21 protein-coding genes are annotated in these 23052 nt (G+C 75.6%); 7 read left to right on the top strand and 14 right to left on the bottom strand.

The window, feature by feature from the left end:
- Positions 1-48: 48 nt before the first annotated feature.
- Positions 49-252, bottom strand: coding sequence for a hypothetical protein (locus DEH69_RS31575; RefSeq protein WP_181727469.1), 204 nt, complete (start codon positions 250-252; stop codon positions 49-51).
- 458 nt (positions 253-710) lie between these two features.
- Between DEH69_RS31575 and DEH69_RS17225 the strand changes: the two genes are divergently transcribed.
- Positions 711-1520, top strand: a complete 810-nt coding sequence (locus DEH69_RS17225; protein ID WP_113687872.1) for a SigB/SigF/SigG family RNA polymerase sigma factor — start codon at positions 711-713, stop codon at positions 1518-1520.
- A gap of 4 nt (positions 1521-1524) precedes the next feature.
- A complete protein-coding gene (locus tag DEH69_RS17220; protein WP_113687906.1) occupies positions 1525-2088 on the top strand; it encodes a DUF6328 family protein in 564 nt (187 codons plus the stop codon).
- On the opposite strand, the gene DEH69_RS17215 is transcribed toward DEH69_RS17220, so the two are convergent.
- Positions 1985-3151 (bottom strand): PAS domain-containing protein, encoded by a 1167-nt coding sequence (locus DEH69_RS17215; protein ID WP_113687871.1) that lies wholly within the window; start codon positions 3149-3151, stop codon positions 1985-1987. The genes DEH69_RS17220 and DEH69_RS17215 overlap by 104 nt on opposite strands.
- Before the next feature lie 83 nt (positions 3152-3234).
- Here DEH69_RS17215 and DEH69_RS17210 point away from each other — a divergent pair, with 83 nt between their 5' ends.
- A complete protein-coding gene (locus DEH69_RS17210; protein ID WP_113687870.1) occupies positions 3235-3930 on the top strand; it encodes an ANTAR domain-containing response regulator in 696 nt (231 codons plus the stop codon).
- 115 nt (positions 3931-4045) lie between these two features.
- Positions 4046-5356, top strand: a complete 1311-nt coding sequence (locus tag DEH69_RS17205) for an NAD(P)/FAD-dependent oxidoreductase (protein WP_113687869.1) — start codon at positions 4046-4048, stop codon at positions 5354-5356.
- Positions 5357-5557: 201 nt separating this feature from the next.
- On the opposite strand, the gene DEH69_RS17200 is transcribed toward DEH69_RS17205, so the two are convergent.
- Both DEH69_RS17200 and DEH69_RS17195 read right to left on the bottom strand, forming a co-directional pair.
- Entirely contained in the window at positions 5558-7729 is a 2172-nt protein-coding gene (locus DEH69_RS17200; RefSeq protein ID WP_113687868.1) for a catalase, read from the bottom strand.
- 71 nt (positions 7730-7800) lie between these two features.
- Positions 7801-8766 (bottom strand): polysaccharide pyruvyl transferase family protein, encoded by a 966-nt coding sequence (locus DEH69_RS17195; protein ID WP_113687867.1) that lies wholly within the window; start codon positions 8764-8766, stop codon positions 7801-7803.
- Between the two features lie 90 nt (positions 8767-8856).
- Here DEH69_RS17195 and DEH69_RS17190 point away from each other — a divergent pair, with 90 nt between their 5' ends.
- Entirely contained in the window at positions 8857-9738 is an 882-nt protein-coding gene (locus DEH69_RS17190; protein WP_258534731.1) for a glycosyltransferase family 2 protein, read from the top strand.
- Entirely contained in the window at positions 9725-10624 is a 900-nt protein-coding gene (locus DEH69_RS17185; RefSeq protein WP_113687866.1) for a glycosyltransferase family 2 protein, read from the top strand. Before DEH69_RS17190 ends, DEH69_RS17185 begins: the two co-directional genes overlap by 14 nt.
- A gap of 46 nt (positions 10625-10670) precedes the next feature.
- Here the strand turns inward: DEH69_RS17185 and DEH69_RS17180 are convergent, their stop codons facing one another.
- Positions 10671-11858, bottom strand: a complete 1188-nt coding sequence (locus DEH69_RS17180; protein ID WP_113687865.1) for a helix-turn-helix domain-containing protein — start codon at positions 11856-11858, stop codon at positions 10671-10673.
- A 137-nt stretch (positions 11859-11995) separates the two neighbouring features.
- Between DEH69_RS17180 and DEH69_RS17175 the strand changes: the two genes are divergently transcribed.
- Complete coding sequence (locus DEH69_RS17175) at positions 11996-12553, top strand: hypothetical protein (RefSeq protein ID WP_147255648.1); 558 nt, start codon at positions 11996-11998, stop codon at positions 12551-12553.
- 651 nt (positions 12554-13204) lie between these two features.
- Here DEH69_RS17175 and DEH69_RS17170 read toward each other — a convergent pair.
- The 9 genes from DEH69_RS17170 to DEH69_RS17130 are packed head-to-tail and all read right to left on the bottom strand — an operon-like array spanning position 13205 to position 23051.
- Positions 13205-14164 (bottom strand): glycosyltransferase family 9 protein, encoded by a 960-nt coding sequence (locus tag DEH69_RS17170; RefSeq protein WP_113687863.1) that lies wholly within the window; start codon positions 14162-14164, stop codon positions 13205-13207.
- The gene (gene rfaE2 / locus DEH69_RS17165) at positions 14161-15573 is read right to left on the bottom strand and encodes a D-glycero-beta-D-manno-heptose 1-phosphate adenylyltransferase (protein ID WP_258534730.1); all 1413 of its coding nucleotides are present in this window, start codon (positions 15571-15573) and stop codon (positions 14161-14163) included. The genes DEH69_RS17170 and rfaE2 overlap by 4 nt, the downstream gene beginning before the upstream one ends.
- The gene (locus tag DEH69_RS17160) at positions 15570-16214 is read right to left on the bottom strand and encodes an SIS domain-containing protein (protein WP_113687862.1); all 645 of its coding nucleotides are present in this window, start codon (positions 16212-16214) and stop codon (positions 15570-15572) included. The genes rfaE2 and DEH69_RS17160 overlap by 4 nt, the downstream gene beginning before the upstream one ends.
- Positions 16215-16259: 45 nt before the next feature.
- Positions 16260-17516 carry a glycosyltransferase gene (locus DEH69_RS17155; RefSeq protein ID WP_113687861.1) on the bottom strand — a complete coding sequence of 419 codons (1257 nt, stop codon included), beginning with the start codon at positions 17514-17516 and terminating at the stop codon, positions 16260-16262.
- Positions 17516-18481: a glycosyltransferase gene (locus DEH69_RS17150; RefSeq protein ID WP_113687860.1), complete on the bottom strand. Its 966-nt coding sequence runs from the start codon at positions 18479-18481 to the stop codon at positions 17516-17518. The genes DEH69_RS17155 and DEH69_RS17150 overlap by 1 nt, the downstream gene beginning before the upstream one ends.
- The gene (locus DEH69_RS17145) at positions 18478-19602 is read right to left on the bottom strand and encodes a glycosyltransferase family 9 protein (protein WP_113687859.1); all 1125 of its coding nucleotides are present in this window, start codon (positions 19600-19602) and stop codon (positions 18478-18480) included. The genes DEH69_RS17150 and DEH69_RS17145 overlap by 4 nt, the downstream gene beginning before the upstream one ends.
- Positions 19599-20177, bottom strand: coding sequence for an HAD-IIIA family hydrolase (locus DEH69_RS17140; RefSeq protein ID WP_258534738.1), 579 nt, complete (start codon positions 20175-20177; stop codon positions 19599-19601). The genes DEH69_RS17145 and DEH69_RS17140 overlap by 4 nt, the downstream gene beginning before the upstream one ends.
- 58 nt (positions 20178-20235) lie before the next feature.
- On the bottom strand, positions 20236-21372 hold the full coding sequence (locus tag DEH69_RS17135) for a glycosyltransferase family 2 protein (RefSeq protein ID WP_113687857.1): 1137 nt from the start codon (positions 21370-21372) through the stop codon (positions 20236-20238).
- Entirely contained in the window at positions 21369-23051 is a 1683-nt protein-coding gene (locus DEH69_RS17130; RefSeq protein ID WP_113687856.1) for a carbamoyltransferase C-terminal domain-containing protein, read from the bottom strand. The genes DEH69_RS17135 and DEH69_RS17130 overlap by 4 nt, the downstream gene beginning before the upstream one ends.
- Between the last annotated feature and the right edge of the window lies 1 nt (position 23052).

The raw sequence follows: 23052 nt of genomic DNA, 5'->3' as shown, positions 1-23052 counted from the left end.
CGGGTACCCCGGAGGCCACCCGTCAAACGCCGTGTGGACGCCTGTAGTTCACTCGTGCGGCGGCGTGCAGCGGTGCTCCGCCTGGCAGTAGTAGCCGCGGCCCTTGCAGTGCCAGCAGTGGTGGGGCGCGGCCACGCCAGCCGCCCTCCCGGTCGACGGGACGTACAGCGTCTCGCGGAACTCCACCCGCTGCCCCGTGCACGCCTGGCACTGCCGGTGCGGCCCCGGGCAGTCGTCCCCGGTCTCGGCCATCGTCGTCCTCCCGGTGTCTCCCCGGATCCGCCGCGACCCACCGTAGACCCTCGCCGCCGCCGAGGCCGGGGAAACGGCAACGGCCGTGGTGCGAGGGCGGGTTGGGCGGTTGGGCCTCGCGTTCCTTTGGGTGGGCGCCATGTCGAGGGGCAGCGCAAGGAAGACGAGCGCCACCAGCGGGGCCAGCCACAGCCCGGTCGTTCTGCAGCCGCATCCGACGAAGTTGTACCGCGCGGCCGCGAATCTACAGACGTCGCACACGAAAAGATCGCCGAGGCGCGTCAGGGTCCGGTTGTTCGCGACTTTTCCGTTTGCGCCCCCCGGGGACGGGCACGCGATCCTCGTGCTTCGGACAGCAGGCACACCCGCGGGAGCGGCCTTCGGCCCCCGGCGTGTGCGGCTTTCGTCCATGTGCTCCCGCGGAGGGACGACATCCGCGAAGAAGGGAGCCGAGAACGATGCCCGCCACCCATGTGAAGAGGCCAGGCCGCAAGCATCCGCACCACGACGCCCCCGACACCAGGGACGCGTTCCTGCGCCTTGCCGAGATGCCCGCGGGGCGTGAGAAGAACGCCCTGCGCGAGCGGGTCGTCCGGGCCTGGATGCCGATGGCCACCCGGCTCGCCCGGCAATACCGCAACCGCGGCGAGAACCTGGAGGACCTGGAGCAGGTCGCCTACCTCGGCCTGGTCAAGGCCGTCACCCGCTACGACCCCACGCTCGGCACCGCGTTCGAGAGCTACGCCGTGCCCACCATCGTCGGCGAGATCAAGCGCCACTTCCGCGACCACCTGTGGGGCATGCACGTGCCGCGCCGCGTGCAGGAGCTGCGCAACCGCGTGCGCGTCGCCCGCAACGAGCTGAGCACCACCCTGGACGGCCGCGCCCCCGGCGTCGAGGAGATCGCCGAGCACGCGAACATGACGCCCAAGGAGGCCAGGGACGGCCTGGAGGCCCTCAACAGCTACACCGTGCTGTCCCTGGACGCCGAGCTCTCGGGCACCCAGGACGGGGGCCACTCACTGCTCGACACCCTGGGCCGCGGCGAGCCTGGCTATGACCGGGTCGTGGACCGCGAGGCAGTCCGCACGCGGCTGCGGCAGCTTCCCGAGCGCGAACAGCACATCCTCTATCTGCGCTTCTTCCGCGGCATGACGCAGAGCGGCATCGCCGAGCGGATCGGGATCTCCCAGATGCATGTCTCCCGCCTGCTCACCCGCACCTGCTCGCGCCTCCGGCACGAGGTGGAGGCCGGCGGTGCAGGATGACGAGATGCGCGGGATGCCCCCGAAACGCGAGCGGAACGAGACACCGCCCGAGCGCGACGACCGCAACTTCCAGGAGCTGCTGCAAGAGATGCGGGTGACGCAGACGGGCGTGCAGATGCTGTTCGCCTTCCTGCTGACCCTCGCGTTCGCCGAGCGCTTCGAGGATGTCGACGGGGCGCAGAAGGCCATGTACATCACCACGCTCGTGCTCGCGATGGTCGCCACCGTGATGTTCACGGCCCCCGCGGCGCTGCACCGCATGCTGTTCAGGCGCGGCGCCAAGCGCGAGATCGTCGAGACGTCGTCGCGCCTGGCCACGATCGGCCTCGGCTTCCTCGGCCTGGCCCTCACCGGCGCCCTGACCCTCGTGGTGGACGTGGTGCTCGGGCGCGGGCCCGCGATCGTCGCGGGCGCGGGCGCGTTCACCCTGACCTGGCTGGTATGGGGCGGGCTGCCCCATGTGGTCAGGAGGCGCGCAGCGCGAGCGCGACATGACGGGACATCCGCTCCGCCGCGCTCGCCTCGGCCAGCTCGAAGGCCGGGCGGCCGCCGACCCGGAGCAACGTGAGCACCCCGAGCACCGCGCCCGAAGGCAGCGTCAGCGGCACGCACAGCAGCGACGACGCCTCGGTCAGCGCGAGCAGCGGAACGCCGTCCTCGGCCTCGCCGAGCGCGTACGGGTCCTCGGGGCGCACGCGCAGGCCCTGGCCGCCCGCCCTGGCCGCCTCGCCGATCAGCGGCGCGTCGGCCGGGTCGCGGGCGGCGATCGCCGCGGCGTGCTCCGCGCCGGGGCCCTCGTCGGGGGCCAGCACGGCGACGCGGCGCAGCGGGCCGCCGCCAGGCGCGGCGCGGTCGGCGATCACCCAGTCCGCGAACCTGCCGTGCAGCAGGCGCGCCGCGCGAAGGAGCGGGGAGTCGGGGGCGTTGCCCTCGTCGAGCAGCGTGGCGGCCATGTCGTCGAGCAGGTCCATGAGCGCCACATGGCTGCTGACCTCGCCGGGATCGGGCCCCGGATCCGGCCGCGCCTCGGGCTCGTCGGCCGACCCGACGTGCCCTGGCCCGCCCGCGGGCTGGCACACGGCAAGCACCGAGGTGCGCCGGTGCCCAGGGGGCCGCACGGCGGTCAGCGTCACCCACAGGCGCGCGGGGCCCCGGTCACCCCCCGCTATGCCGCGCATCAGTTCGACGGAGAGGCCGCGACTGCCCTCGTGCCGGGCCACCGCGGCCACCTGTCCACGGAACGCGGCCCGCCCCTCGTGGGCGAGCGACGCGGTGATCGAGCGGCCCGCGGCGTATCCCGCGCGCAGGCCGAACAGCTGACTGGCGGCGAAGTTGAGGCGGCTGACCACGCCGTCCCGGTCAAGCAGCAGGACCGGGAGGGGCAGCCGCTGGAAGACCGCGCGAAGCAATTGCTGCTCCCTCTGGTCGGCGGGCCCCGCCGCCCGCCGCGCGCTCGCGGCCAGCTGCTCGTAGCGCGGCCACAGCACGTCGGAGACGTACTGGAGCTCGAAGAGGGCGGCGTCCAGGTTGGCCGTGCGGGTGCCCCCTGGCAGGGCGCGGGTGGCGCGCAGCTCGGCGACGCGATTGCGGAAGTCGGTGAGCTCCGCGCCAAAATCGTCCGCCTCGGCCATGAGGGGCACCCTATGCAATCGCCCGGTCGGACCATCGCATCGGTCGCCGTTTTGGTGGAAACCTCAGGGGGCAGGCGATCGCCATGTCCAACGCGACGCTCGAAGAGCCCGAGGACGTGTCGGCCCGCTCGCTGGTCAGGCTCGCCGAGGAGGCCACCCTGTGCGCGCCGGGCACGTGCGGCGCTGCGGCCACCCTCGGCGGGGGCGTCGAGCGCCCCTTCGAGCCCTCGACCGCGGTGACCCACCCCGACCTCGCCCCGCTGCTCGACGTGCAGGCCGAGGCGGGCGAGGGGCCCGTGCCCACGGCGATGCGCACCGGCGAGCCCGCGGGCGCCGACGACCTGCTGACCGAACGGCGCTGGCCCGCGTACCGCGCGCTGGCGCTCGAACGGGGCCTGCGTTCCAGCGTCACGCTCCCCTTCCGCCACCACGAGCTGACCGTGACCGTCACCCTGTGCGGCTTCCGCCCCGGGCTCATGGACGCCAGGACCAGGATCGTGGCCACCCTGATCGGCGACCTGGCCACCCGCACGATCGCGCGCGACCGCGCCTATGAGCGCGCCCTCACCGAGGTGGACCAGCTGGACACCGCGCTGCGCTCCCGCCCCGTCATCGACCAGGCGTGCGGCATCCTCATGCACGTCATCGGCTGCGACGCGGACGCCGCGTTCGACCTGCTGCGCCGCCAGTCCCAGCGCACCAACAGCAAGCTCGCCGACCTGGCCGAGCGCGTGGCGGCCACCAAGGGCGCGGGCCTGAAGGCGGCGCTCGCCCGCTGAGCCGGACCGCGGCGCGGGACGGAGCACCCGGTCGCATCACCCGGCCATCGGGGGGTACTCGCCACCTTTCCACCGTGTCCTATCCCACCGTGTCCTAAGCGAAAGGTGCGAACCCATGAGCCGGACCCGGATCGTGATCGTCGGAGCGGGCTTCGCCGGGTACCAGGCCGCGCGCACGCTCTCCCGCAGGCTGAGGAAGAACGCCGAGATCGTGCTTCTGAACCCCACCGACTACTTCCTGTACCTTCCGCTGCTTCCTCAGGTCGCCGCCGGGATCCTGGAGCCGCGCCGCGTCACCGTCTCGCTGACCGGCACGCTGCCGCACGTCCGGCTGGTGCTTGGCGAGGCCAGCGACGTCGACCTCGACGAGCGCCGCGTGCGCTACACCGACCCCGAGGGCCGTGAGGCCGACATCGGGTACGACTCGCTGATCCTGTCGGTCGGCTCGGTCAGCAGGCTGCTGCCCATCCCGGGCGTGGCCGAGCACGCGCGCGGCTTCCGCGGCCTGCCCGAGGCGCTGTATCTGCGCGACCACATCGTCAGGCAGCTCGAGCTGGCCTCCTACGCGGAGGACGAGGAGGAGCGCGGGGCGCGTTCGACGTTCGTCGTGGTTGGCGCGGGCTACACCGGCACCGAGGTCGCCGCGCACGGCAAGATCTTCGCCGACACGCTCGCGCGCCGCACCCGCAGGGCCGGTGGCCACCCGGTCGAGCCGCGCTGGATGCTGCTCGACGTGGCCCCGCGGGTCCTGCCCGAGCTCGACGAACGCCTCTCCCGCACCGCCGACCGCGTCCTGCGGGCGCGCGGCGTGGATGTGCGCACGGAGCTGTCGGTCAAGGAGGCCACCCACGGCGGGGTCGTGCTCCAGAACGGCGAGGCCGTGCCCACGCGCTGCCTCATCTGGTGCGTGGGCGTGCGCCCCGACCCGCTGGTGTCGGACGTCGGGCTGCCCACCGAGCGCGGCCGCCTCGTCGTCGACCCCTACCTCAATGTGCCGGGCCACCCCGAGGTGTTCGCGTGCGGCGACGCCGCCGCGGTGCCCGATGTGACGCAGCCTGGGCAGTTCACGGCGATGACCGCCCAGCACGCCTGGCGACAGGGCAGGACGGTCGCCCGCAACGTCGCGGCCCACCTCGGCGTGGCCGAGCGCCGCCCCTACGAGCACCACGACCGCGGCTTCGCGGTGGACCTTGGCGGGATCCAGGGCGCGGCCAACCCGTTCCACATCCCGCTCTCGGGCCCGCTCGCGGGCGCGGTGACCCGCGGCTACCACCTGATGTCGATGCCCGCGAACCGCGTCAGGGTCGCCACCGACTGGCTGCTTGAGGCCGTCCAGCCGCGCCAGGCCGTGCAGTTGGGCATGGTCCGCTCGGGCTCGGTCCCGCTGGACACCGCCTCGCCCGAGCTGGCGCGCACGCCCGGCTGAGGCGTCGGCGTACGCCACCGCACGCCCGCGCACGCCCGTATGGGGGCGGCGATGGCGGGTAGGCGCAGTGCAGGGGAGATCCCCGCCGCCCGCCCGCCGCTCCCCGGAAGAGGGGCGGGCGGGCGGGACAAGGGCCCGGCCGCCGCGGCCGGGCCCGTTCTCCCCTCCTTCGGGTACTCCTGTCCCTCGGGCCGCGGTGCGTCAGGCCGCCGTGCGGTCGGTGTCCCTGCCCCAGTGCCGGTGGCAGGCGATCGCGTCGGCGAACGCCGTGATCACCGTCGAGACCTCGGCGCCCTCAGCCCCGGTCACCACGCCCCGCTCGTCCACCACGCCCTCGCCAGGGCCGCCTTCGCCCGATCCGCCCTCGCCGTCCTCCGCCTCGCCCGCCCCTTCGGGCGCGAGACGCACCCCGGGCAGCGCGAGCGCGCGCAGCAGCTGGACGCCCTCGCCGAGCGCCGCGATCGCCTTGCCGTGCTTGAACGCCTCGGCCACATAGTGCCGCGCAAGGCCGTCGTCGCCCAGCGCCCGCACGCTCTCCACACCCCCCGGCACGCACACCGCGTCGTACAGGACCGACGCCATCGTGCTCATCGCCCGGTCCACCGTCACGGGCTCCGTCCCCGAGGGGCCCTCGGCCGAGCGCACCTCGCCGTCCCTGGCCGCGAGCACCTCGGGGATAGCGCCCCCGCCCGCGAGCGCGTCGCGCAGCGCCTCGACATGGGCCGCGTCCACGCCGTCCGCGGCCAGGATGGCCACGCGGCGCGTGGCGATCGAGCCGGTGGGGCTGTTGGCCAGGCTCAGCGCGGGCGAGGTCCGCCCGTGGTTGGCGAGGGCGGGCTCCTTGGGCGGCGGCACCCCGATGCCCTCGGCGACGCGCGTGGCGAGCGTGTGGTCGATGTGGTTGAGCTGGTCCACGGTCCGCTCGCGCACCTCGGCGAACGTCACCTTGCCCAGCTCGAAGCGGTAGGCGGCGACGATGTGGTCCTTCTCCCAGACGGCCATGCTGTTCCAGAAGAGCGTCGCCTGGCTGTGGTGGTCGGCGAAGCTGTCGCTGCGCTTCCTGATCTTCGCGCCGTCCACGCGCTCCTGGTGGTGCGCGTACGCGCCCTCGCCGGGCGAGGCGAGCGCGGGGCGGCCGCCCGCGAGGGAGTTGGGCGTGTAGCTTGTGCGGCCCACGTCGACGCGCTGCTGCCCGTAGCCGTCCCGCTGCGTGGTGGTCACGGTGGCCACGGGCCGGTTCACCGGTATCTGCTGGAAGTTGGGGCCGCCGAGGCGGATCAGCTGGGTGTCGAGATAGGAGAAGTTGCGGCCCTGGAGCAGCGGGTCGTTGGTGAAGTCGATGCCCGGTACCACATGCGCGGTGTGGAACGCCACCTGCTCGGTCTCGGCGAAGAAGTTGTCGGGGTTGCGGTCCAGGATCATCCGCCCGACCGGCAGCAGCGGCACCGTCTCCTCAGGGATGAGCTTCGTCGCGTCGAGCAGGTCGAAGTCGAACGCGAACTCGTCCTGCTCGGGCACCAGTTGGAGGCACAGCTCATACTCGGGGAAGTCGCCCTGCTCGATGGACTCCCACAGGTCGCGGCGGTTGAAGTCCGGGTCCTTGCCCGCGATCGCCTGCGCCTCGTCCCACACGAGCGAGTGCGCGCCCAGCGTGGGCCTCCAGTGGAACTTCACGAACGTGCCCCGGCCCGCCGCGTTGACCAGCCGGAACGTGTGCACCCCGAAGCCCTGCATCATCCGGTAGCTGCGCGGGATCGCCCGGTCGGACATCAGCCACATCACCATGTGCATCGACTCCGGCTGGAGCGAGCAGAAGTCCCAGAACGTGTCGTGCGCGGACGCCGCCTGCGGCATCTCGTGGTGTGGCTCGGGCTTCACCGCGTGCACGAAGTCGGGGAACTTGACGGCGTCCTGGATGAAGAACACCGGAAAGTTGTTGCCCACCAGGTCGTAATTGCCCTCGCGCGTGTAGAACTTGGTGGCGAAGCCGCGTACGTCCCGCACCGTGTCGGCCGAGCCGCGCGAGCCCGCGACCGTCGAGAACCGCACAAACACCGGCGTCTCGCGCTCCGGGTCCTGGAGGAAGTCCGCCTTGGTGTGCTCGGCGAGCGACTCATAGGGCCGGAAACGCCCGTACGCCCCCGCGCCCCGCGCGTGCACCACGCGCTCGGGTATGCGCTCGTGGTCGAAGTGGGTGACCTTCTCGCGGAAGTGGAAGTCCTCGAGCAGGGTCGGGCCGCGCTCCCCGGCCCGCAGCGAGTTGTCCGTGTCGTCGACCGGGGTGCCCGAGGCCGTCGTCAGCGGCCCGTCGTCCCCGTGGTCGCGCGACGGCTCCACCTGCTCCCGCTTGGCCGAGGCTTCGTCGTTCGGCATGGGTGACTCCTCCTCCGTGTGCTCTGGTTCCCGCTGTGCTCCGGTGCGTGGGCGGGCGGCGGCCTGCCGCCTCACGAGCCGAGCCCTGGCGCCGGGCTGCTCATCCCCCCAGCGTCGGGGGCGCGCAGCACGGCCACCAGCTCGTCGGCGCGATCGGGTGCCCCGATCAGCTCCTCCCTACGCCGCCGCGCCGCCACCCTGCCCCGGTCCAGGCACCAGGTCAGCCACACGTCGAGCCGCCGCGCGTCGACGCGTTCCCCCGGCACGAGCGCGGGCCACCGGCACGCCCTGGCCTGCGCCGAGACCTTCGCCCCGCCGCGCACGGGGTCGATCGCGATGGGCGGGACGCCGCCGCGCAGCGCGAGCGCGAGGCCGTGCAGCCGGTCGGTCACGACCGCGTCGAGGCGTTCGACCACCGACTGGAACTGCTCGGCCGTCCCGCACAGCAGCCCGTCCCTCGCGTCGAGGCGGCTCTCGAGCACCACGGGCGCGCAGTCCTTGCCCGCGAGCCAGTCCCGCACCGTGTCGGCCACCACGTCGTGCAGCCGCGCGTCCCCGTACTCGCGCTGCCCCGACGTCAGCAGCACCCCGACCACGGGCGTCGCGGGCCCGCGCGGCGCGCGCAGCGACAGGTCGGCGGTGGGCTGGCCGCCCGTGCCGTCCCGCGCGAGCACGTCGTGGAAGCCGGTCAACGCGGGGTCGCCGCGGTTGATCGCCGAGACGCCCACGGCCACCCTGCGGCAGTGCGCGAACCGCTCGTGCAGCTCCGCGATCCGCGGCCCGTGCACGGGCCCGCACACGAACACCAGCAGCGCGTAGTCCTCGGGCCTGATGCCGTCAAGGGCCCGCCCGCGCGGCTCGAAGCGCGGGCTCCACGCCACGTCGTAGGACGTCCCCGCCGCGTCGAGCACCTGCCGCACCCGGTCGAGGGCCAGCACGTCCCCCGCCGTCACCTCGCCTTCGACCAGGCTGAACCAGCCGGTCAGCAGCGTTCTCCCGCCATCGCTCGCGCCATCGCCCGCGCCGTCGCTCGTCATCGGGGCCGAGTCCCCTGGCCACCGGGGGCGAAACGGCGAGGGGCCGCGTGGCGCCCGTTTGGACCCATCCGCGCGGGGCACTCGGCGCCCGTGTCCACACCTTCGGTGGGGGTGGTGATCGCCACCCGCAATCGCGCGTCCAGCCTGGTCACCACGCTGGACCGGCTGACGTCCCTGCCGGAGCGCCCACCCGTCCTCGTCGTGGACAACGCCTCGGCCGACGGCACGCCCGAGCTGCTGGCGCGGCGCTTCCCCGCGGTCCAGGTGCTCGCCCTGCCTCGCAACAGGGGCGCACTGGCGCGCAACGACGGCGTGCAGTCCCTGCCCGCGCGCTACATCGCCTTCAGCGACGACGACTCCTGGTGGGAGCCCGGCGCGCTGGCCGCCGCCGTCGAGCTGATGGAGGCCAACCCCGGGATCGGCCTGGTCGCCGCGCGGACCGAGGTCGGCCCGCGGCGCGCCCCCGACCCGCTCAACGCCGTGCTCGCGGGCTCACCGCTCACCCGCCGCCCCGACCTGCCCGGGCCGCCCGTGCTCGGCTTCCTCGGCTGCGCCGCCGTCGTCCGCCGCTCGGCGTTCCTCGACGTGGGCGGCTACCACCCGCTGCTGTTCTTCGGCGCCGAGGAGACCCTGCTCGCCTACGACCTCGCCGCCGCGGGCTGGGACGTCTGCTACGCGCCCCGCGTCACCGCCGTCCACCACCCCTCGAACGAACCCCGCGCCCGCCGCTCCACGCTCGTGCGCCGCAACGAGGTCCTCACGTCGTGGCTGCGCCGCCCCCTCCCCGTCGCGCTGCGCGACACATGGCGGCTGGCCCGCGAGGCCAGGGGCGACCGCGCGGCGCGCCGCGCCCTCGGCCAGCTGGTGCCGCGGCTGCCCGCCGCCTGGCGAGGCCGCCGCACGCTGCCCGACGCCGTGGAGGCCGATGTCCGACGACTCGAACGCCTGGAGCTCAGCCATGCCGCCGGATGACCGCGTCTCCGTGGTGATCATCACCCGCGACCGCAGGGCCGAGCTGCTGCGCACCCTCGACCGGCTCGCGGCGCTCCCCGAGCGCCCCCGCGTGCTCGTCACCGACAACGGCTCGACCGACGGCACGGCCGACGCCGTGGCCGCCGCGCACCCCGAGGTCCGCGTGCTGACCCCGGGCGCCAACCTGGGCGCGGTCGGCCGCAACCTCGCCCTGCGCGAGGTCACCTCGCCCTATGTCGCCTTCTGCGACGACGACACATGGTGGGACCCCGGCTCGCTCGCCACCGCGGCCGACCTGCTCGACGCCCACCCGGCCGTCGCCGCGGTGACCGCGCGGATCCTGGTGGAGCCAGCGGGAGACGAGGACCCCATCGTGGCCGAGCTGCGCTCCTCGCCCCTGCCGCGCCCCGGCTGGCTGCCAGGACCCGCGCTCGGCTCGTTCCTCGCCGCGGCCACGGTGCTGCGCACGGACGCGTTCCGCGCGGCGGGCGGCTTCTCGCGGCGGCTGTGGCTTGGCGGCGAGGAGGAGCTGCTGGCCGCCGACCTGATGGCGCGCGGCTGGTGGCTGATGTTCGACGAGAGCCTGACGATCCACCACGCGCCATCGGCGGCGCGCGACGCCACGCGCCGCAGGGCGGACGGCATCAGGAACACGCTGTGGTTCACCTGGCTGCGCCGCCCCGCCCGCCCCGCCCTGCGCCGCACCGCGCACCTGCTGCGCACCGTCCCCCGCGACCGCGCCACGGCCGGAGCCCTGCTCCGCGCGGCCGCGGGTCTTCCGTGGGTCCTGCGCGACCGCGACCCGGTCCCGCCGCCGGTCGAGGCGCGGCTGCGCACGCTGGAGACGGCCCAACGCGCCTCGACGGCCCGGCGTTACGTGGGCTGAGGGGCGCGCGGGGCGTGTCCCTCCGGCGCGCGCGGGGCGCGTTCGCTCAGGGCGAGGGCAGCGGGCCGATGACCGTGCGGAGCCTGTTGAGCAGGGGGTTGCTGCGCTTGTGCAGCGAGTCGACGACGCGCAGCACCTCAAGGGCCATGGGGTGGATCCGCACCATCTGCGGAGCGATCCGCTGCGCCCTGGCGAGGCTTTCGAGCGCGGCGCCCGCGTCCCCCGTGTCCAGCTGGGCGCGGGCCTGGGCGATGAAGCTGGGCGCGAGCCGCGTCGGGGGCAGGCCCGCGAGCGCCGTGGCGAGGTCCCCCGTGAGGGCCAGCGCCTTCTTGGGCTCCTTGAGGTCGACGAGCGTGGCCATCTCGTGGGTCAGGGTGTTGCGCGGCCCGAACGTCAGCCCGTGGACGCGGAAGTCCTCGGCGAACGACGCGCACAGCCGCCGCGCGTACTTGATGTGCTTGCCCGCCTGCCGGTCGGCCTCCCGCTTGTCGGGCAGCCGCCCCGCGAGCGTCATGCCGCGCAGGTGCAGGATCCCGGTGGCGATGGCGCGCCGCTCGCCCGTCAGCCGCGCCTCCGCGGTGCCGATGGCGCGGTCGATCACGGCAAGACCGCCCTCGCAGTCCCCGAAGTTGAGATAGGTGCCCGCCCGGTCCCGGTCCGCGATGGCCTGGACGAGCGGGTCGGCCCGCTGCTCGGCCGCCCACCGCTGCCGCGACACCGCGACCTCGGCCAGGTCCATCCAACGGTGCCGCGCGGCCAGCCAGTAGACGGCCGAGTACGTCTCGGCGAGCGCCGCCCACGCCTCGGTGGTGTGGGCGGCGTGCGCGTGGGCCGTCACCTTGCGCAGCAGGGGCGGCAGCATGCCGGTGAGCCGCGTCAACTCCACGGCGTCGCGCAGCTCGCTGACCCGCCGCAGGTCGGCGGCGACCTCGTCCGGCTCGACGGCCATCGGCCTCGGCAGGTCGAAGTCGCGCATGGCGGCGCGCAGATCGCGCAGCGACTCGGCCTCGGCCGCCGCGACGGGTGCCTTGCCCAGCACCTCGTCCATCGTGAGCCCCATGGCTCTGCCGAGCGCCGCCGCGGCGGCGGGGGTGAGCGTACGGCTGCCCACCTCGATCTTGGACAGCAGGGACACCGAGATGTTCGCCTTGCGCGCGAGGCCCACCTGCGACATGCCGCGCGCGGCGCGGAGCTTCGCCAGGTGGGTCCCCGGAGCGATCTGATGCGACGTCATGCCACCATGGTGGCACTGACGCAGACGGACCACATGGTCACTTTGTGCAACGAGTGTGCAAGCGCCTTTCCGGTGCAGACCGGTTTACTCGGAGTGATGACCCAAGCACCCCTCTCACGCCCATGGGAGGCGCCCCCGTGTCGGACCCCCGCGCAACGAACCCCGCGGCCCCCGAGTGGCTGCCCGCCGCCGCGGATGAGATCCGCCGTGTGCCGTGCGGGCGTTGGTTCGACGCCGTGCGCGTGCCCTGCGTCGTCAGCATCGGCGCGTTCGCCCGCCTCGGCGGCGCCGTCGGCCCCGTGGTGGGCGACCAGCGGGCCGGGCAGCACTGGTGGCTGGTCCCCTCGGGCGAGGCGGTCGGCTGGTCGCTGCCCGAGGTCGATGTGGCCGCCACGGGGCGGACGTTGCTCGTCCCCGCCGCCAACGCCCCCGCCACCGCGGCCCTGTGGTGGGCCAGCCCGCCGCAGGGCCCGCTGACCGACCCGCCGCTGCTGCGCGCCGCGTTGAACGACGAGCTGGCGGGGCACCGCGCCCTGACCCGCCCCTACCGGTCCGTCGAGTGCGGCATCGGCCAGCACCCAGGGTGCCGACACGGCACCCCCCAGAGCACGGCCCACCCCGACGTCTACGGCGTCCGCGTCGAGCCCTGCGCCTGCCCCTGCCATGCCCCTGCGGATTCCCCTGCGGGGTGCTGAGCCGCGTCCCACCGCGGTGGCGGGCTGGTGCCGTCTGCGGGCTGCGCGGGTTCCCCTGCGGGGTGCTGTGCCGTGTCCTGCCGTGGTGGTGGGCTGGTGCCGTCTGCGGGCTGCGCGGGTTCCCCTGCGGGGTGCGGGGTCTGTTCGCGGTGGTGCGCGGGGTGCCCCGCGTGGAGGCGGGCCCGTTCCCACGGTGGTGTGGTGATGCTGCCAGCCGGCCGGGCGAACGTCGCGCAGCGTGTGGAGCCGCCTGCGGACGGCTGTGCCGCGTCCCACCGTGGCGGTGGGCTGCGCGTGCGTTGCGCGGCCCGCGTTTCCCTGCGAGGAGCTGGCCCCCTGCGGGGAGCCGAGGCGTTGCCACTGCGGTGTGCCGGTGCTGCCGGTGCTGCCGGTGGGCGGTGTGCGCGCCGCGCGGTCCGCTGCGCGGGGCCCCGCACCCCTCCGCGGCAGCGGAACGCGCGCACCACCGCGACAGGCAACTCCGCACGCCACGCGATGCGCACAGGGCGCATTGACGGCAACAACACACCCACCACGTGGGAGACGGCCCCCCGCAGCGGAAACGCGGGTCGTGTATCGCGGGCTCAATCCGTCGGCGGCACCGGCCCACCGCGGTGTGGGACGCGGCTCAGCTCCCCGCAGGGAAACGGCTCAGCTCCCCGCAGGGGAAAACGCGCGGGCCAGCGCAGCGACGACCTCTTTCGGGTGGATCCGCAGGAGGCGTTCGTCCGGGACGGGGGCGTGGGGGTCGCCGCTCGGGGGGCCGTGCCACAGCGCGATGTGGCGCGGGTCGGGCGGCGGGCCCCACAGCGCGGGGGAGACCGGGCCGAACAGCGTGACCGAAGGGGTGCCCAGCGCCGTCGCCAGGTGCGAGACGCCCGTGTCCCCGGCCACCACCGCGCGCGCTTCCGACACGAGCGCCGCCAGGCGCGGGAACGGCAGCGCCGTTGGCCCGGCGAAGACCGCGGACGGCGGCAGGCCCGCCGCCCGGGCCACCGAAGCCGCCAGGCCGCCCTCGTGAGGGCCCCCGGTCACCACCACCCGCTCGCCCCCGTCAAGCAGCGCGCGCCCCACCTCGCCAAAACGCGCCCCCGGCCAGCGCCGCGCGCCCGCGTCCGCGCCGGGGTGGAGCAGCACCGCGCCCGGCGCGGGGGAGCGCACGCCATCGGGCGGCGCGATCCGCAGGTCAAGCGGGTCGGCGGGGACGCCGTACCACTCCAACAGGCGGCACCAGCGGTCGCGTTCGTGCTCCTCGGCCGCCCACCCGGGGCCCCCGCCGTCCGCGTAGCCGAACACCCGCCCAGGGCGCAGCGCGCACAGCACCGCGAAGCTCTCGGGACCGTTGCCGTGCAGGTCCACCGCGACGGCGGGCGCGCGCCCCGACCACGGGACGCGCTCGGGCACCTCGCGGCCCGCGCCGCCCACCGGGATCTGCTCGTCGACCGCGCCCGTGGCCGTGACCGCCTCGGCCAGCCAGGCGGGCGTGGCCAACGCGAGCCGCCGCCCCGGATACGCGCGCCGCAGGGCGCGCAGCGCGGGAACGGCCGTCAGCAGGTCGCCGAGGCCAAGCGCCCGCAGGGCCAGCACGCGCCCGGCGCGCGCCCCGCTCATGGCGCCGTGAACGCTGCGCGCCGCGCCAGCTCCGTCGTGGACCGGCCGTCCAGATAGGGCAGGACGAGCGTCTGCCCGCCCCACTCGCGCAGCGCCTCCGCCTCGGGCAGGTCGCGCACGCTGTAGTCGCCGCCCTTGACCCACACGTCGGGCCGCAGCCGCCGCAGCAGCGCCTCGGGGGTGTCCTCGTCGAACGCCGCGACCGCGTCCACGCAGCCGAGGCCCGCGAGCACCCTGACGCGGTCGGCCGCCGGGTTGAACGGGCGCCCGGGGCCCTTCAACCGCCGCACGGACGCGTCGGAGTTGACGCACACGATCAGGCAGTCGCCCGTGCGGCGCGCGTCCTGGAGGAACTGCACGTGCCCCGCGTGCAGCAGATCGAAGCAGCCACCCGCGGCCACGACCGTGCCGCCCCCGGCGCGCACCGCCTCCACCAGCGCGAACGGGTCGCCGCCCGCCCGCGGCGCGGCGGGCTCGCCGCCCACGCCCGGCCCCCGGCCGGTACCGAGCGACGCCATGCCGCCCCCGCCGACGAACGTGGCCGCCGCCTCGGTGGCCAGGCCCACCGCCTCGGGCGGCAGCCCGCCGTCGGCCAGGACGCACGCGGCCGTCGCCGCGAAGCAGTCGCCCGCGCCGCACGGGTCGCCGTCATGCTCCTTGGCGAGGGGGACGTAGAGCGGGTCGTCGCAGTGGGCGCGGGCCAGCACCGCGCCCCGGCAGCCCAAAGTCACCGCGACCGCGGCCGCGCCCCAGCGCTCGGCGAGCAGCGCGCCGCGCCTGCTGTGCGCCCTGAGCGTGTCCTCCTCGCCGCCTTCGGCGCCGCAGAACAGCCTGGCCTCGCGCTCGTTGGGCGTGACCAGGCGCGTCGACGGCACCGGCGCGCGCCCGCGCGGATGCGGGTCCCACACCACCGGAACGCGCCGGGCCGCCTCGGCGAGCGCCCCGCGCACGGCGGCGACCGTGCCCTGTCCGTAGTCCGCCACCAGGACCGCGCCCGCCTCGGCGAGCGCGCGCCGCACCAGCGGCCCTGCGGGGCCAGGGGTGCCGCCGCCCCTGTCCATCCGCACCACGGGCCGACCCCCGGCCAGCACACGGGACTTGACCGGGAGCGTTCCGTCGAGCGGCAGCTCGGCCAGGCGCACGCCCTGCGGCAGCATGGACCGCACCGCTTCGCTCGCCGGGTCGCCGCCGAGCGCGGCGACCAGCACGACCTCGCGCCCGTCCCGCGCGGCCAGCGCGGCGGCCACCCCGGCGCCGCCGGGGCGCGAGCGCCGCCCCGCCACCTCGACGACCGGGACCGGCGCGTCGGGTGCCAGCCGCGTGGCCTCGCCCTCCACGTCCTCGTCGAGCAGCACGTCGCCGACGACGACGAGCGGTCTGCCCCTGACGCCCATGCCTCCGTGCGTCATGTCGCCTCCCCCCTGGTCAGCGCCGCTGGCACCGGCGTCTCGATCGCGGCGGGCCCGGCGAGCGCCGCGTCGAACGCCTCGCACAGCACGTGGAGCGCGAGCAGGTGGGCCTCCTGCACGGTGGCCGCCGTGGGCGCGTCCACGCTGACGGCCGCGTCGGCGCGCGCGGCCAGCGGGTTGGGCGCGGGCCCTGTCATCGCCCACACCCGCAGCCCCGCGGCGCGGGCCGCGGTGACAGCGCCCAGGAGGTTGTCGCTGCGGCCCGACGTGGACATGAGCACCAGCACGTCGCCCGGCCTGCCGTGCGCGGCGACCTGGCGCGCATAGACCTCGTCGAAGCCGTAGTCGTTGCCGATCGCGGTGACGCTCGACGTCTCGGCGTGCAGCGCGATCGCGGAGAACGGGCGGCGGTCGGCCGCGTAACGCCCCACGAGCTCGGCCGTCAGGTGCTGCGCCTGTGCCGCGCTGCCGCCGTTGCCCGCCGCGAGCAGGCGCCCGCCGCGCGGCAGGACGTCCGCCAGGTGACGGCCCCAGGCGACGGTCTCGTCGAGACCTTCGGCCTCGTAGCGGCGCAGCGCCGCCGTGAGCGCCGTGCAGTGCTCGCGTGCGGCGTGCGATGCGTCGGTACGCGGTGCGTCCATGGGCGGGTCCTCCTGGAGGGGGCTGAGCGGAACGGGAGTGGGACCTCAGGCGCCGCTGACCGGCGCCGGGCTGCGGCTGCTGATCTCGCGGTAGACCGCCTCGGTGCCCGCGGCCACGGCCGCCCAGCAGTAACGGGTCAGCACCCGCCGCCGCCCCGCCGCGCCCCTGGCGGCGCGCTCCTCGGGCGAGGCCAGCAGGGCGGTGACCGCGTCCGCGAGCGCGGCCGGGTCGCCCGGTGGCACGAGGCGCCCGGTGGCCGGGTCGGCGACGGTGTCGCGCTGCCCGCCGACGGCGCTCGCCACCACGGGCACGCCGCACGCCATGGCCTCGAGCGGCACGATGCCGAACGGCTCGTAGTCCGCGGGGCACAGCACCAGGTCGGAGCCGCGCAGCAGCACCGGCACATCGGCGCGCGCGAGGCCGCCCGTGAAGCGGACCCGGTCGGCCACGCCGAGTGCGTCGGCCGCCTCGCGCAGCCGCCGCACCTCGGGGTCGTTCTCAAGGCGCCCGGCGCGCGGGCCGCCCGCGATCACCAGCTCGGCGTCGGGGATCTTGGCCAGCGCCGCCAGCGAAACCTCGGCGCCCTTGCGCCGCACCAGTCGCCCCAACTGAAGGAGCCGGTAGGGGAGTTCGCCGCGTGGCTCGGCCGGTCCAACGGGGGTGAAACGGGTGGGGTCAACGCCGCAAGGCACCACGCTAATCCGGTCGGCGGGCAGCCCGAGCGCGGTCAGCTCCTCGACCTCGTCGCGGCAGGTGGCCACGGTCCTGTCGCAGCTCAGGCCGATGTAGCGCTCCCAGGTGATCCGGTCGGCCGGGCTGGTGTCGGCGCTGCCCTGGTGGCGGCGTTTCACCGTGCCGAGCGCGTGGAACGTGTGCGCGAACGGCAGCGACAGGCGCCTGGCGGCCTGGAGCGTGGCGACCCCCGACATCCAGAAGTGCGAGTGCACGACATCGGGCGGGTCCGCCGCCCACTCCCGCTGGAGCACCGTGCCGAACTCCGGCATGAACGGCAGCAGCCGGTCCTTTGGCACGGCCCTGGCCGGGCCCGCGGCGACATGGCGGACCGCCACGCCGTCCCGCAGCCGCGCCACGGCGGGCAGGGCCGGGTCGTCGCGGCGGGTGTAGACCGTCACGGCGTTGCCGCGGTCGGCGAGCTCGGCCGCCAGCTGTGCCACGTGCACGTTCTGGCCGCCCGCGTCCTCGCCGCCCAGGGCGGCGAGCGGGCTCGCGTGCTCGGAGACGAGGGCGATGCGCAGCCCGTCGCGCCCGCCGCGTTCCCCCTGCCTCGTGGGGCGCCTCATCAGCGGATCACCTCCTCCATCAGCAGGTCCCAGTCGTCGATGAACCTCTTCAGGCCGTAGCGCTCGAGCGCCGCGTGGCGCGCGGCGCGGCCCGCCTCGGCCGCCGCGTCGCGGTCGCGCAGATAGCGGGCGGCGGCCCGCGCCAGCACCTCGGGGCGGGTGGAGAGCACCCCGGCCTCCTCGGGGACCGCGTCGGCGACCTCGGTGGTGGACAGGGCGACGATGGGCATGCCCAGGTGCATCGCCTCGATCAGCGAGAGGCCGAGCGAGGTCCAGCGCACCGGGTGCAGATAGAGGCGCCGCCTGGCCAGCTCGTCGTGCAGGCGCGCCTGCGCCAGCTCGTAGCTGCGGCAGCGGTCCCACGGCACGCGCAGCCGCCCGGCCAGGCCGTCGGTGCGCATGCCGAAGACGTCGAGCGGCGCCGACTCGGCGAGCAGCGGCAGCAGGTCGGTGCCGGTGGTGCGGCCGCGGCGCACGGGCTCGTTGACGACGACGGCGGCGCGTTCCAGCGCGCCGGTCCAGCGGTGGCCCGGATCCACCACGCCGTGCTCGACGACGGCGGTGGCGGTGGTGCCGCTGTCCCAGAACAGCCGGTTGAAGTGGGTGACATGGACGAGCAGCAGGTCGTCGCGGTCGGCGCACGGGTGCCGGGTGTCGGGGACATCCCCGACGGGGGCGTTGTGCTCCAGGTAGACGGCGGGCACGTCGCGCCCTGGGCGCCGCCCGCCGAGCCACCGCGCCGCCAGCTCCTCCTCGTGCGGGCGCTGGAGGATCACCAGGTCGACGGGCGCGTCGCGCAGCTCGTCGGGCGTCAGCTCGGTGACGGACGAGGGCCAGTGGTAGGTCCGCGCCCTGCCGAGCCCGTCGGGGCCCCGGTCGGGGAGCACCGGCACCAGGTAGGAGTGGCTGCCCTGGACGAACGCCGTGGTCCAGGAGCCGTGGACGTGCCAGATCAGGATGTTCATGCTGCCGCCCTCCGCTCGGCGGACCGTGCCGTGCGCGCCCGGGGCCGCGTGACCGTCAGGGCCTCGACCGCGCTGACGACCTCGTCGTCGGTGATCGAGTCGAGGCACGGGTGGCCCGCCACGGGGCACAGCCGCGCCCTGGTGCCCGCGCACGCCGTGTCCTGCCTGCCGAGGCGCAGGTGCGGCACGCGGTAGGGGAGCCACCGGTCGGCGCTGACCACCGGCGAGAACAGGCTGACGATCGGGGTGCGCACGGCCGCCGCCAGGTGGGCGGGACCCGTGTTGCCCGCCACGACCACCCGGGCGCGGGCCAGCACTCCGGCCAGCTCGGGCAGCCCGGTGCGCCCGCCCAGGTCCCTCGCGTGCCTCCCCGCGACGCGCCGGGTCAGCGCCTCCTCGCCCTGGCTGCCGGTGACCACGACGCGGTGGCCCGCGTCGGCCAGCGCCTCGACGGCCCGCGCGGCGCGCTGCGGCGACCAGGTGCGGGCGGGCACGGCCGCGCCCGGGTGGACCACGACATAGGGCTCGTCGCCCGTGAGCGCGGTGGTGTCGGGGTGCCCGGTGATCGCGAGCGCGCCGTCGTCGCCGGGCGGCAGGGCGAAGCCCGCCGCCTCGGCCAGCTCCAGGGCGGCCGCGGCCTCGTGCCGGTAGGGCGCGCGCCGGTGGCGCAGGTCGAGCAGCGAGCCTGGGTAGTACTCGCTGTCCGCGCCGACCCATGGCACGCCCGCCATCTTGAGCAGCAGCGCGGTGGGCAGCGGGCTCTGGTGGAACGACGCCAAAATCAGCGCCCGGTCGAACCTGCCCGCGGCCAGCCGCTCCACGAGCGCGTCCACCGCCTCCCGCTCGACGGGCGGCGGGGAGAGGCTGACCCAGGGCGCGTCGTGCGTGACCAGGTCGTCGACCCCGGGCAGCAGCCGCCCCGCCGCGTCGCCGCGCGGGCCGCACAGCAGCGTCGTCGCCGCGGAGCCCGCCGCGACCGCGCGGATCGCGGGCCCCGCGAGCAGCACGTCGCCCGCGCTGTCGAGCCGCACGACCAGCGTGCGGGGCGCGTTGACCCGGGCCGGGGCCGGGGCCGGGGCCGGGGGCGGTGGCGGGGGCGGATTCGGGGGCGTGTGGTTCATGACGGGCGCCCCTCAGGCGTGGCGAGCACGGCGCGTACCGCGCTCAGCAGGTCGGGGGCGCACTCGCGCGCCGCGGCGATCTCGGCGCGCCGGGTCACGGGCGTCGGCACGAGCACGCCGCGCGCGCCCGCGGCGCGGGCCGCGGCCATGTCGGTGCCGATGTCGCCGATCACGGCCGAGCGGTGCGGCGATACGCCGAGCCGCCCGCAGGCGGCGTAGACGAGCCCCGGCGCTGGCTTGCGGCACCGGCAGCCCTGCCAGGCGGCGTGCGGGCAGATCGCCCAGACGTCGAACGGGCCGAGCAGCGCCTCCATGCGCCGCCGCACGGCCTCGACCCCGAAGCGGGTGAAGCGGCCGCGGGCCGCGCCCGACTGGTTGCTGACGACGCCCACCGCGACGTTCCGCGCGCGCAGCAGGTCGAGCGCCTCCCTGGCGCCGGGCAGCGGGCGCACCAGCTCGGGGTCCGCGTTGTAGGGGACATCCTCGATCAGCGTGCCGTCGCGGTCGAACAGCACCGCGTCGGGGCCCCTGCCGGTCGGCCGCGCGGGGCGGCCGCCGGGCCACGGCGGCAGCATCCAGGGCCCGCCGGGCGGAGAGTCGGCGGGCGGCCTCCTGCTCGTGGGTATCGAGGCGCTACTCATAAGCGTCTGAGTTGCCCGAAATAGCAGAATGAAACGGGGTATATCCCTCGGCGCGATCGCTGGCCCGCCCGTCGGACCTCGCGCGCGCCCGCGCGTCCGCCTCGGCCTGGGCCTGCGCCTCGGCCGCCGCCTCGCGCTCGCTCACCACCGAGCGGTGCCGCACGTGCCCGACCAGCCAGTGGGCCACGGCCATCGGCGGGATCAGGGCGCTGGTGGCCAGCATCCGGCGCACCTCTTCCCTGGTGCGCGGCCCCGGCAGCACGCGCGCCGCCGCGAACTCCCCCGTGCCCACGAGCCACAGCGCGCCGAGCGCCGCCGCGGCCCCGCGCCGCCGCACCACCGCCGCGCCGAGCGCGCCCAGGCCAGCGGCGGTGATCGCCGCATGGCGCGCGAGCCGCCCCCGCGGCGCGTCGGCGCGCGCCCACCAGTCGGGGCCGTGCAGCCGCCGCATGAGCACGTCGTCCGCGTTGCCCGCCTGCTGCCGCACCGACACCCAGGCGTCCGCGGGGCGCACGGGGTGTTGGGTGCGCCGCTCGCCCACGGCCAGGATCCAGCCCTTGGCCAGCACGCGCAGCGCCAGGTCGGCGTCCTCCCTGAACGCCCTCGGGAAGCGCTCGTCGAAGCCGCCCACCGATTCCAGGGCCGCCCTGCGGTAGGCCATGTCGGCGGTGATCCAGCGCGCCGTGGCGAGCCCCGCGGTGCAGCGCTCCCAGTCCGTGGGGGCCCGGTCGAGCGGCAGCGGCACGGCGATCCTGGCCTGCACGCCCGCGATGTCGGGCTCCGCGGCCGCCAGGTCGTCGGCGAGCGCCGCCGCCCAGTCGGGCCCCGGCACCACGTCGTCGTCGAGGAACGCGATCCATGGCTCGGGCGAACGCCGCCAGCCGGTGTTCCTCGCGGCCGCGGGCCCCGCGCCCCTGCCCGGCACGATCTCCACCAGGTCGCGCAGCGTGGCGGGCACCGCGACCGGCAGGGGGTTGGGGTCGTCGGGCGGGCGGTCGTCCACCAGCACGATGCGCGTGGGGCGCGGCCCCTCGCCCGCGGCGAGCGCCGTCAGCACCCGGCCCAGGCTGGGGCGCCCGAGCGTAGGGATCACCACGGCGTATGCGACGGCGCCCGCGTCCTCGTTCACGACCTGCCCCCGCCGTTCGCGCCCCCGCCTCCGCCGTTCGCGAAGAACGCGCGCCTGCGCACCAGGAACGGGCCGATCGCCAGGACGTCCACGGGCGCGGAGCCGAAGCACTCCAGTGCGTCCCTCGGGTCGTCCACCATGGGGCGGCCCGCGGTGTTCAGGCTGGTGTTGACGACCACGGGCAGGCCCGTGCGCTCCTCGAAGCGGGCCAGCATCCGCGCCACCAGCGGCTCGTTCGCCGGATCGACCGTCTGCACGCGGGCCGTGCCGTCCACGTGCACCACGGCCGGGATCCGCTCGCGCCACGCGGGCCGCACATCGTGCACAAACAGCATGTAGGGGCTGGGGAGTTGGCCCTCGAACACATCCGCGGCCCGCCCCGCGAGCACCATCGGCGCCACGGGCCTGAACTGCTCGCGCCCCTTGATGTCGTTGAGCCGCTCCAGGTTGCCCGACTTGCCGGGGTGCGCGAGCAGCGAACGGTGCCCAAGGGCGCGGGGCCCGAACTCGGACCTGCCCTGGAACCACGCCACCACGGCGTTCTCCGACAGCGCCTCGGCCACCGCGACCGCCACGTCCTGCGGGCGTTCGAACGGCACGGCCGCCGTCTTGAGCCACGCCTCGATCTCCGCGTCCGACCAGCCGCGCCCCAGGTCGGCGCCGCGCGGCGGCACCGTGGGCGCCGTGTCCTCCACCGCCGCGTGCAGCAGCGCGCCGCCCAGCGCGGTGCCCGCGTCACCGGCCGCGGGCTGCACCCACACCCGGGAGAACGGCCCCTCGCGGGCGATCCGGGCGTTGGCCACGCAGTTGAGCGCGACGCCGCCCGCCATCGTCAGCGTCTCGTCGTGGGTGCGGCCGTGCAGCCAGCGCACCAGGTCAAGCAGCGTCTCCTCGAGCACCGTCTGCGCGCTGGCCGCCAGGTCCGCGTGGTCCCGCGTCCATGCCTTCTCGCCGTCCCGAGGCGGGGTCAGCTCCGCCCATGGCACGCCCATGGCGTGGAACCCCCCGTCGCCCGTCGGGTAGACATGGCGCCGCAGCTCGGGCGCGAAGCGCGGCGTGCCGTAGGAGGCGAGCGCCATCACCTTGTACTCGTCGCTCGAGCGCAGAAAGCCCAGGTGCTCCGTCAGCTCCTCGTAGACCAGGCCGAGCGAGTGCGGAAGCGCCTGGCTCGTCAGCGGCTCCAGGTGGTCGCCGACCCGGCGCGCGGCCAGGTGCGAGGCCGACTCGCCGCGCCCGTCGAGCACGAGCACGGACGACGTGTCGGCGGATGGCGCGGCGAACGCGGACGACGCCGCGTGCGCCATGTGGTGCGGCACGAAGCGCACGATGCCGGGGTCGAGCCCCGGCAGGGCGGTCGCGAGAAAGCGCGGCGCCTCCCTGGCGTAGGTGAGCCGCAGCTCGTCCCACGGGTCGTCGAGGCCCATGGCCTCGGCGGGCCTGGCCAGCGTCGGGTCGAACGAGTAGACGACCGCGTCCAGGTCCTCGGGCCGCAGGCCGGCCTGCCCCAGACACCAGGCGGCCGAGCGCTCGGGCAGCTCCCACGCGGAGAACGGCAGGGGCCGCTTGCCGTGCTTGCGCCGGGAGAAACGCTCCTCCTCGGCGGCGGCCAGCACCCGCCCGTCGACGACGAGCGCCGCCGAGGGGTCGTGGAACAGGGCGTTGATACCTAGAACTCGCATG

This window comes from Streptomyces sp. PT12, assembly GCF_003311645.1.
Taxonomy (GTDB): domain Bacteria; phylum Actinomycetota; class Actinomycetes; order Streptomycetales; family Streptomycetaceae; genus Streptomyces.
Note: the sequence above shows the minus strand (reverse complement) of the source record. Positions and strands in the feature narration are given on the sequence as shown.

Coding starts and splice junctions, on each gene's coding strand:
- rfaE2 (WP_258534730.1), bottom strand. CDS start 15,573: ATGACGCACGGAGGCATGGGCGTCAGGGGCAGACCGCTCGTCGTCGTC.
- DEH69_RS17140 (WP_258534738.1), bottom strand. CDS start 20,177: ATGCTGCCGCCGTGGCCCGGCGGCCGCCCCGCGCGGCCGACCGGCAGG.
- DEH69_RS17170 (WP_113687863.1), bottom strand. CDS start 14,164: ATGAGCGGGGCGCGCGCCGGGCGCGTGCTGGCCCTGCGGGCGCTTGGC.
- DEH69_RS17150 (WP_113687860.1), bottom strand. CDS start 18,481: ATGAACATCCTGATCTGGCACGTCCACGGCTCCTGGACCACGGCGTTC.
- DEH69_RS17220 (WP_113687906.1), top strand. CDS start 1,525: ATGCGCGGGATGCCCCCGAAACGCGAGCGGAACGAGACACCGCCCGAG.
- DEH69_RS17145 (WP_113687859.1), bottom strand. CDS start 19,602: ATGAACCACACGCCCCCGAATCCGCCCCCGCCACCGCCCCCGGCCCCG.
- DEH69_RS17200 (WP_113687868.1), bottom strand. CDS start 7,729: ATGCCGAACGACGAAGCCTCGGCCAAGCGGGAGCAGGTGGAGCCGTCG.
- DEH69_RS17215 (WP_113687871.1), bottom strand. CDS start 3,151: ATGGCCGAGGCGGACGATTTTGGCGCGGAGCTCACCGACTTCCGCAAT.
- DEH69_RS17205 (WP_113687869.1), top strand. CDS start 4,046: ATGAGCCGGACCCGGATCGTGATCGTCGGAGCGGGCTTCGCCGGGTAC.
- DEH69_RS17210 (WP_113687870.1), top strand. CDS start 3,235: ATGTCCAACGCGACGCTCGAAGAGCCCGAGGACGTGTCGGCCCGCTCG.
- DEH69_RS31575 (WP_181727469.1), bottom strand. CDS start 252: ATGGCCGAGACCGGGGACGACTGCCCGGGGCCGCACCGGCAGTGCCAG.
- DEH69_RS17160 (WP_113687862.1), bottom strand. CDS start 16,214: ATGGACGCACCGCGTACCGACGCATCGCACGCCGCACGCGAGCACTGC.
- DEH69_RS17180 (WP_113687865.1), bottom strand. CDS start 11,858: ATGACGTCGCATCAGATCGCTCCGGGGACCCACCTGGCGAAGCTCCGC.
- DEH69_RS17195 (WP_113687867.1), bottom strand. CDS start 8,766: ATGACGAGCGACGGCGCGGGCGATGGCGCGAGCGATGGCGGGAGAACG.
- DEH69_RS17225 (WP_113687872.1), top strand. CDS start 711: ATGCCCGCCACCCATGTGAAGAGGCCAGGCCGCAAGCATCCGCACCAC.
- DEH69_RS17130 (WP_113687856.1), bottom strand. CDS start 23,051: ATGCGAGTTCTAGGTATCAACGCCCTGTTCCACGACCCCTCGGCGGCG.
- DEH69_RS17155 (WP_113687861.1), bottom strand. CDS start 17,516: ATGAGGCGCCCCACGAGGCAGGGGGAACGCGGCGGGCGCGACGGGCTG.
- DEH69_RS17185 (WP_113687866.1), top strand. CDS start 9,725: ATGCCGCCGGATGACCGCGTCTCCGTGGTGATCATCACCCGCGACCGC.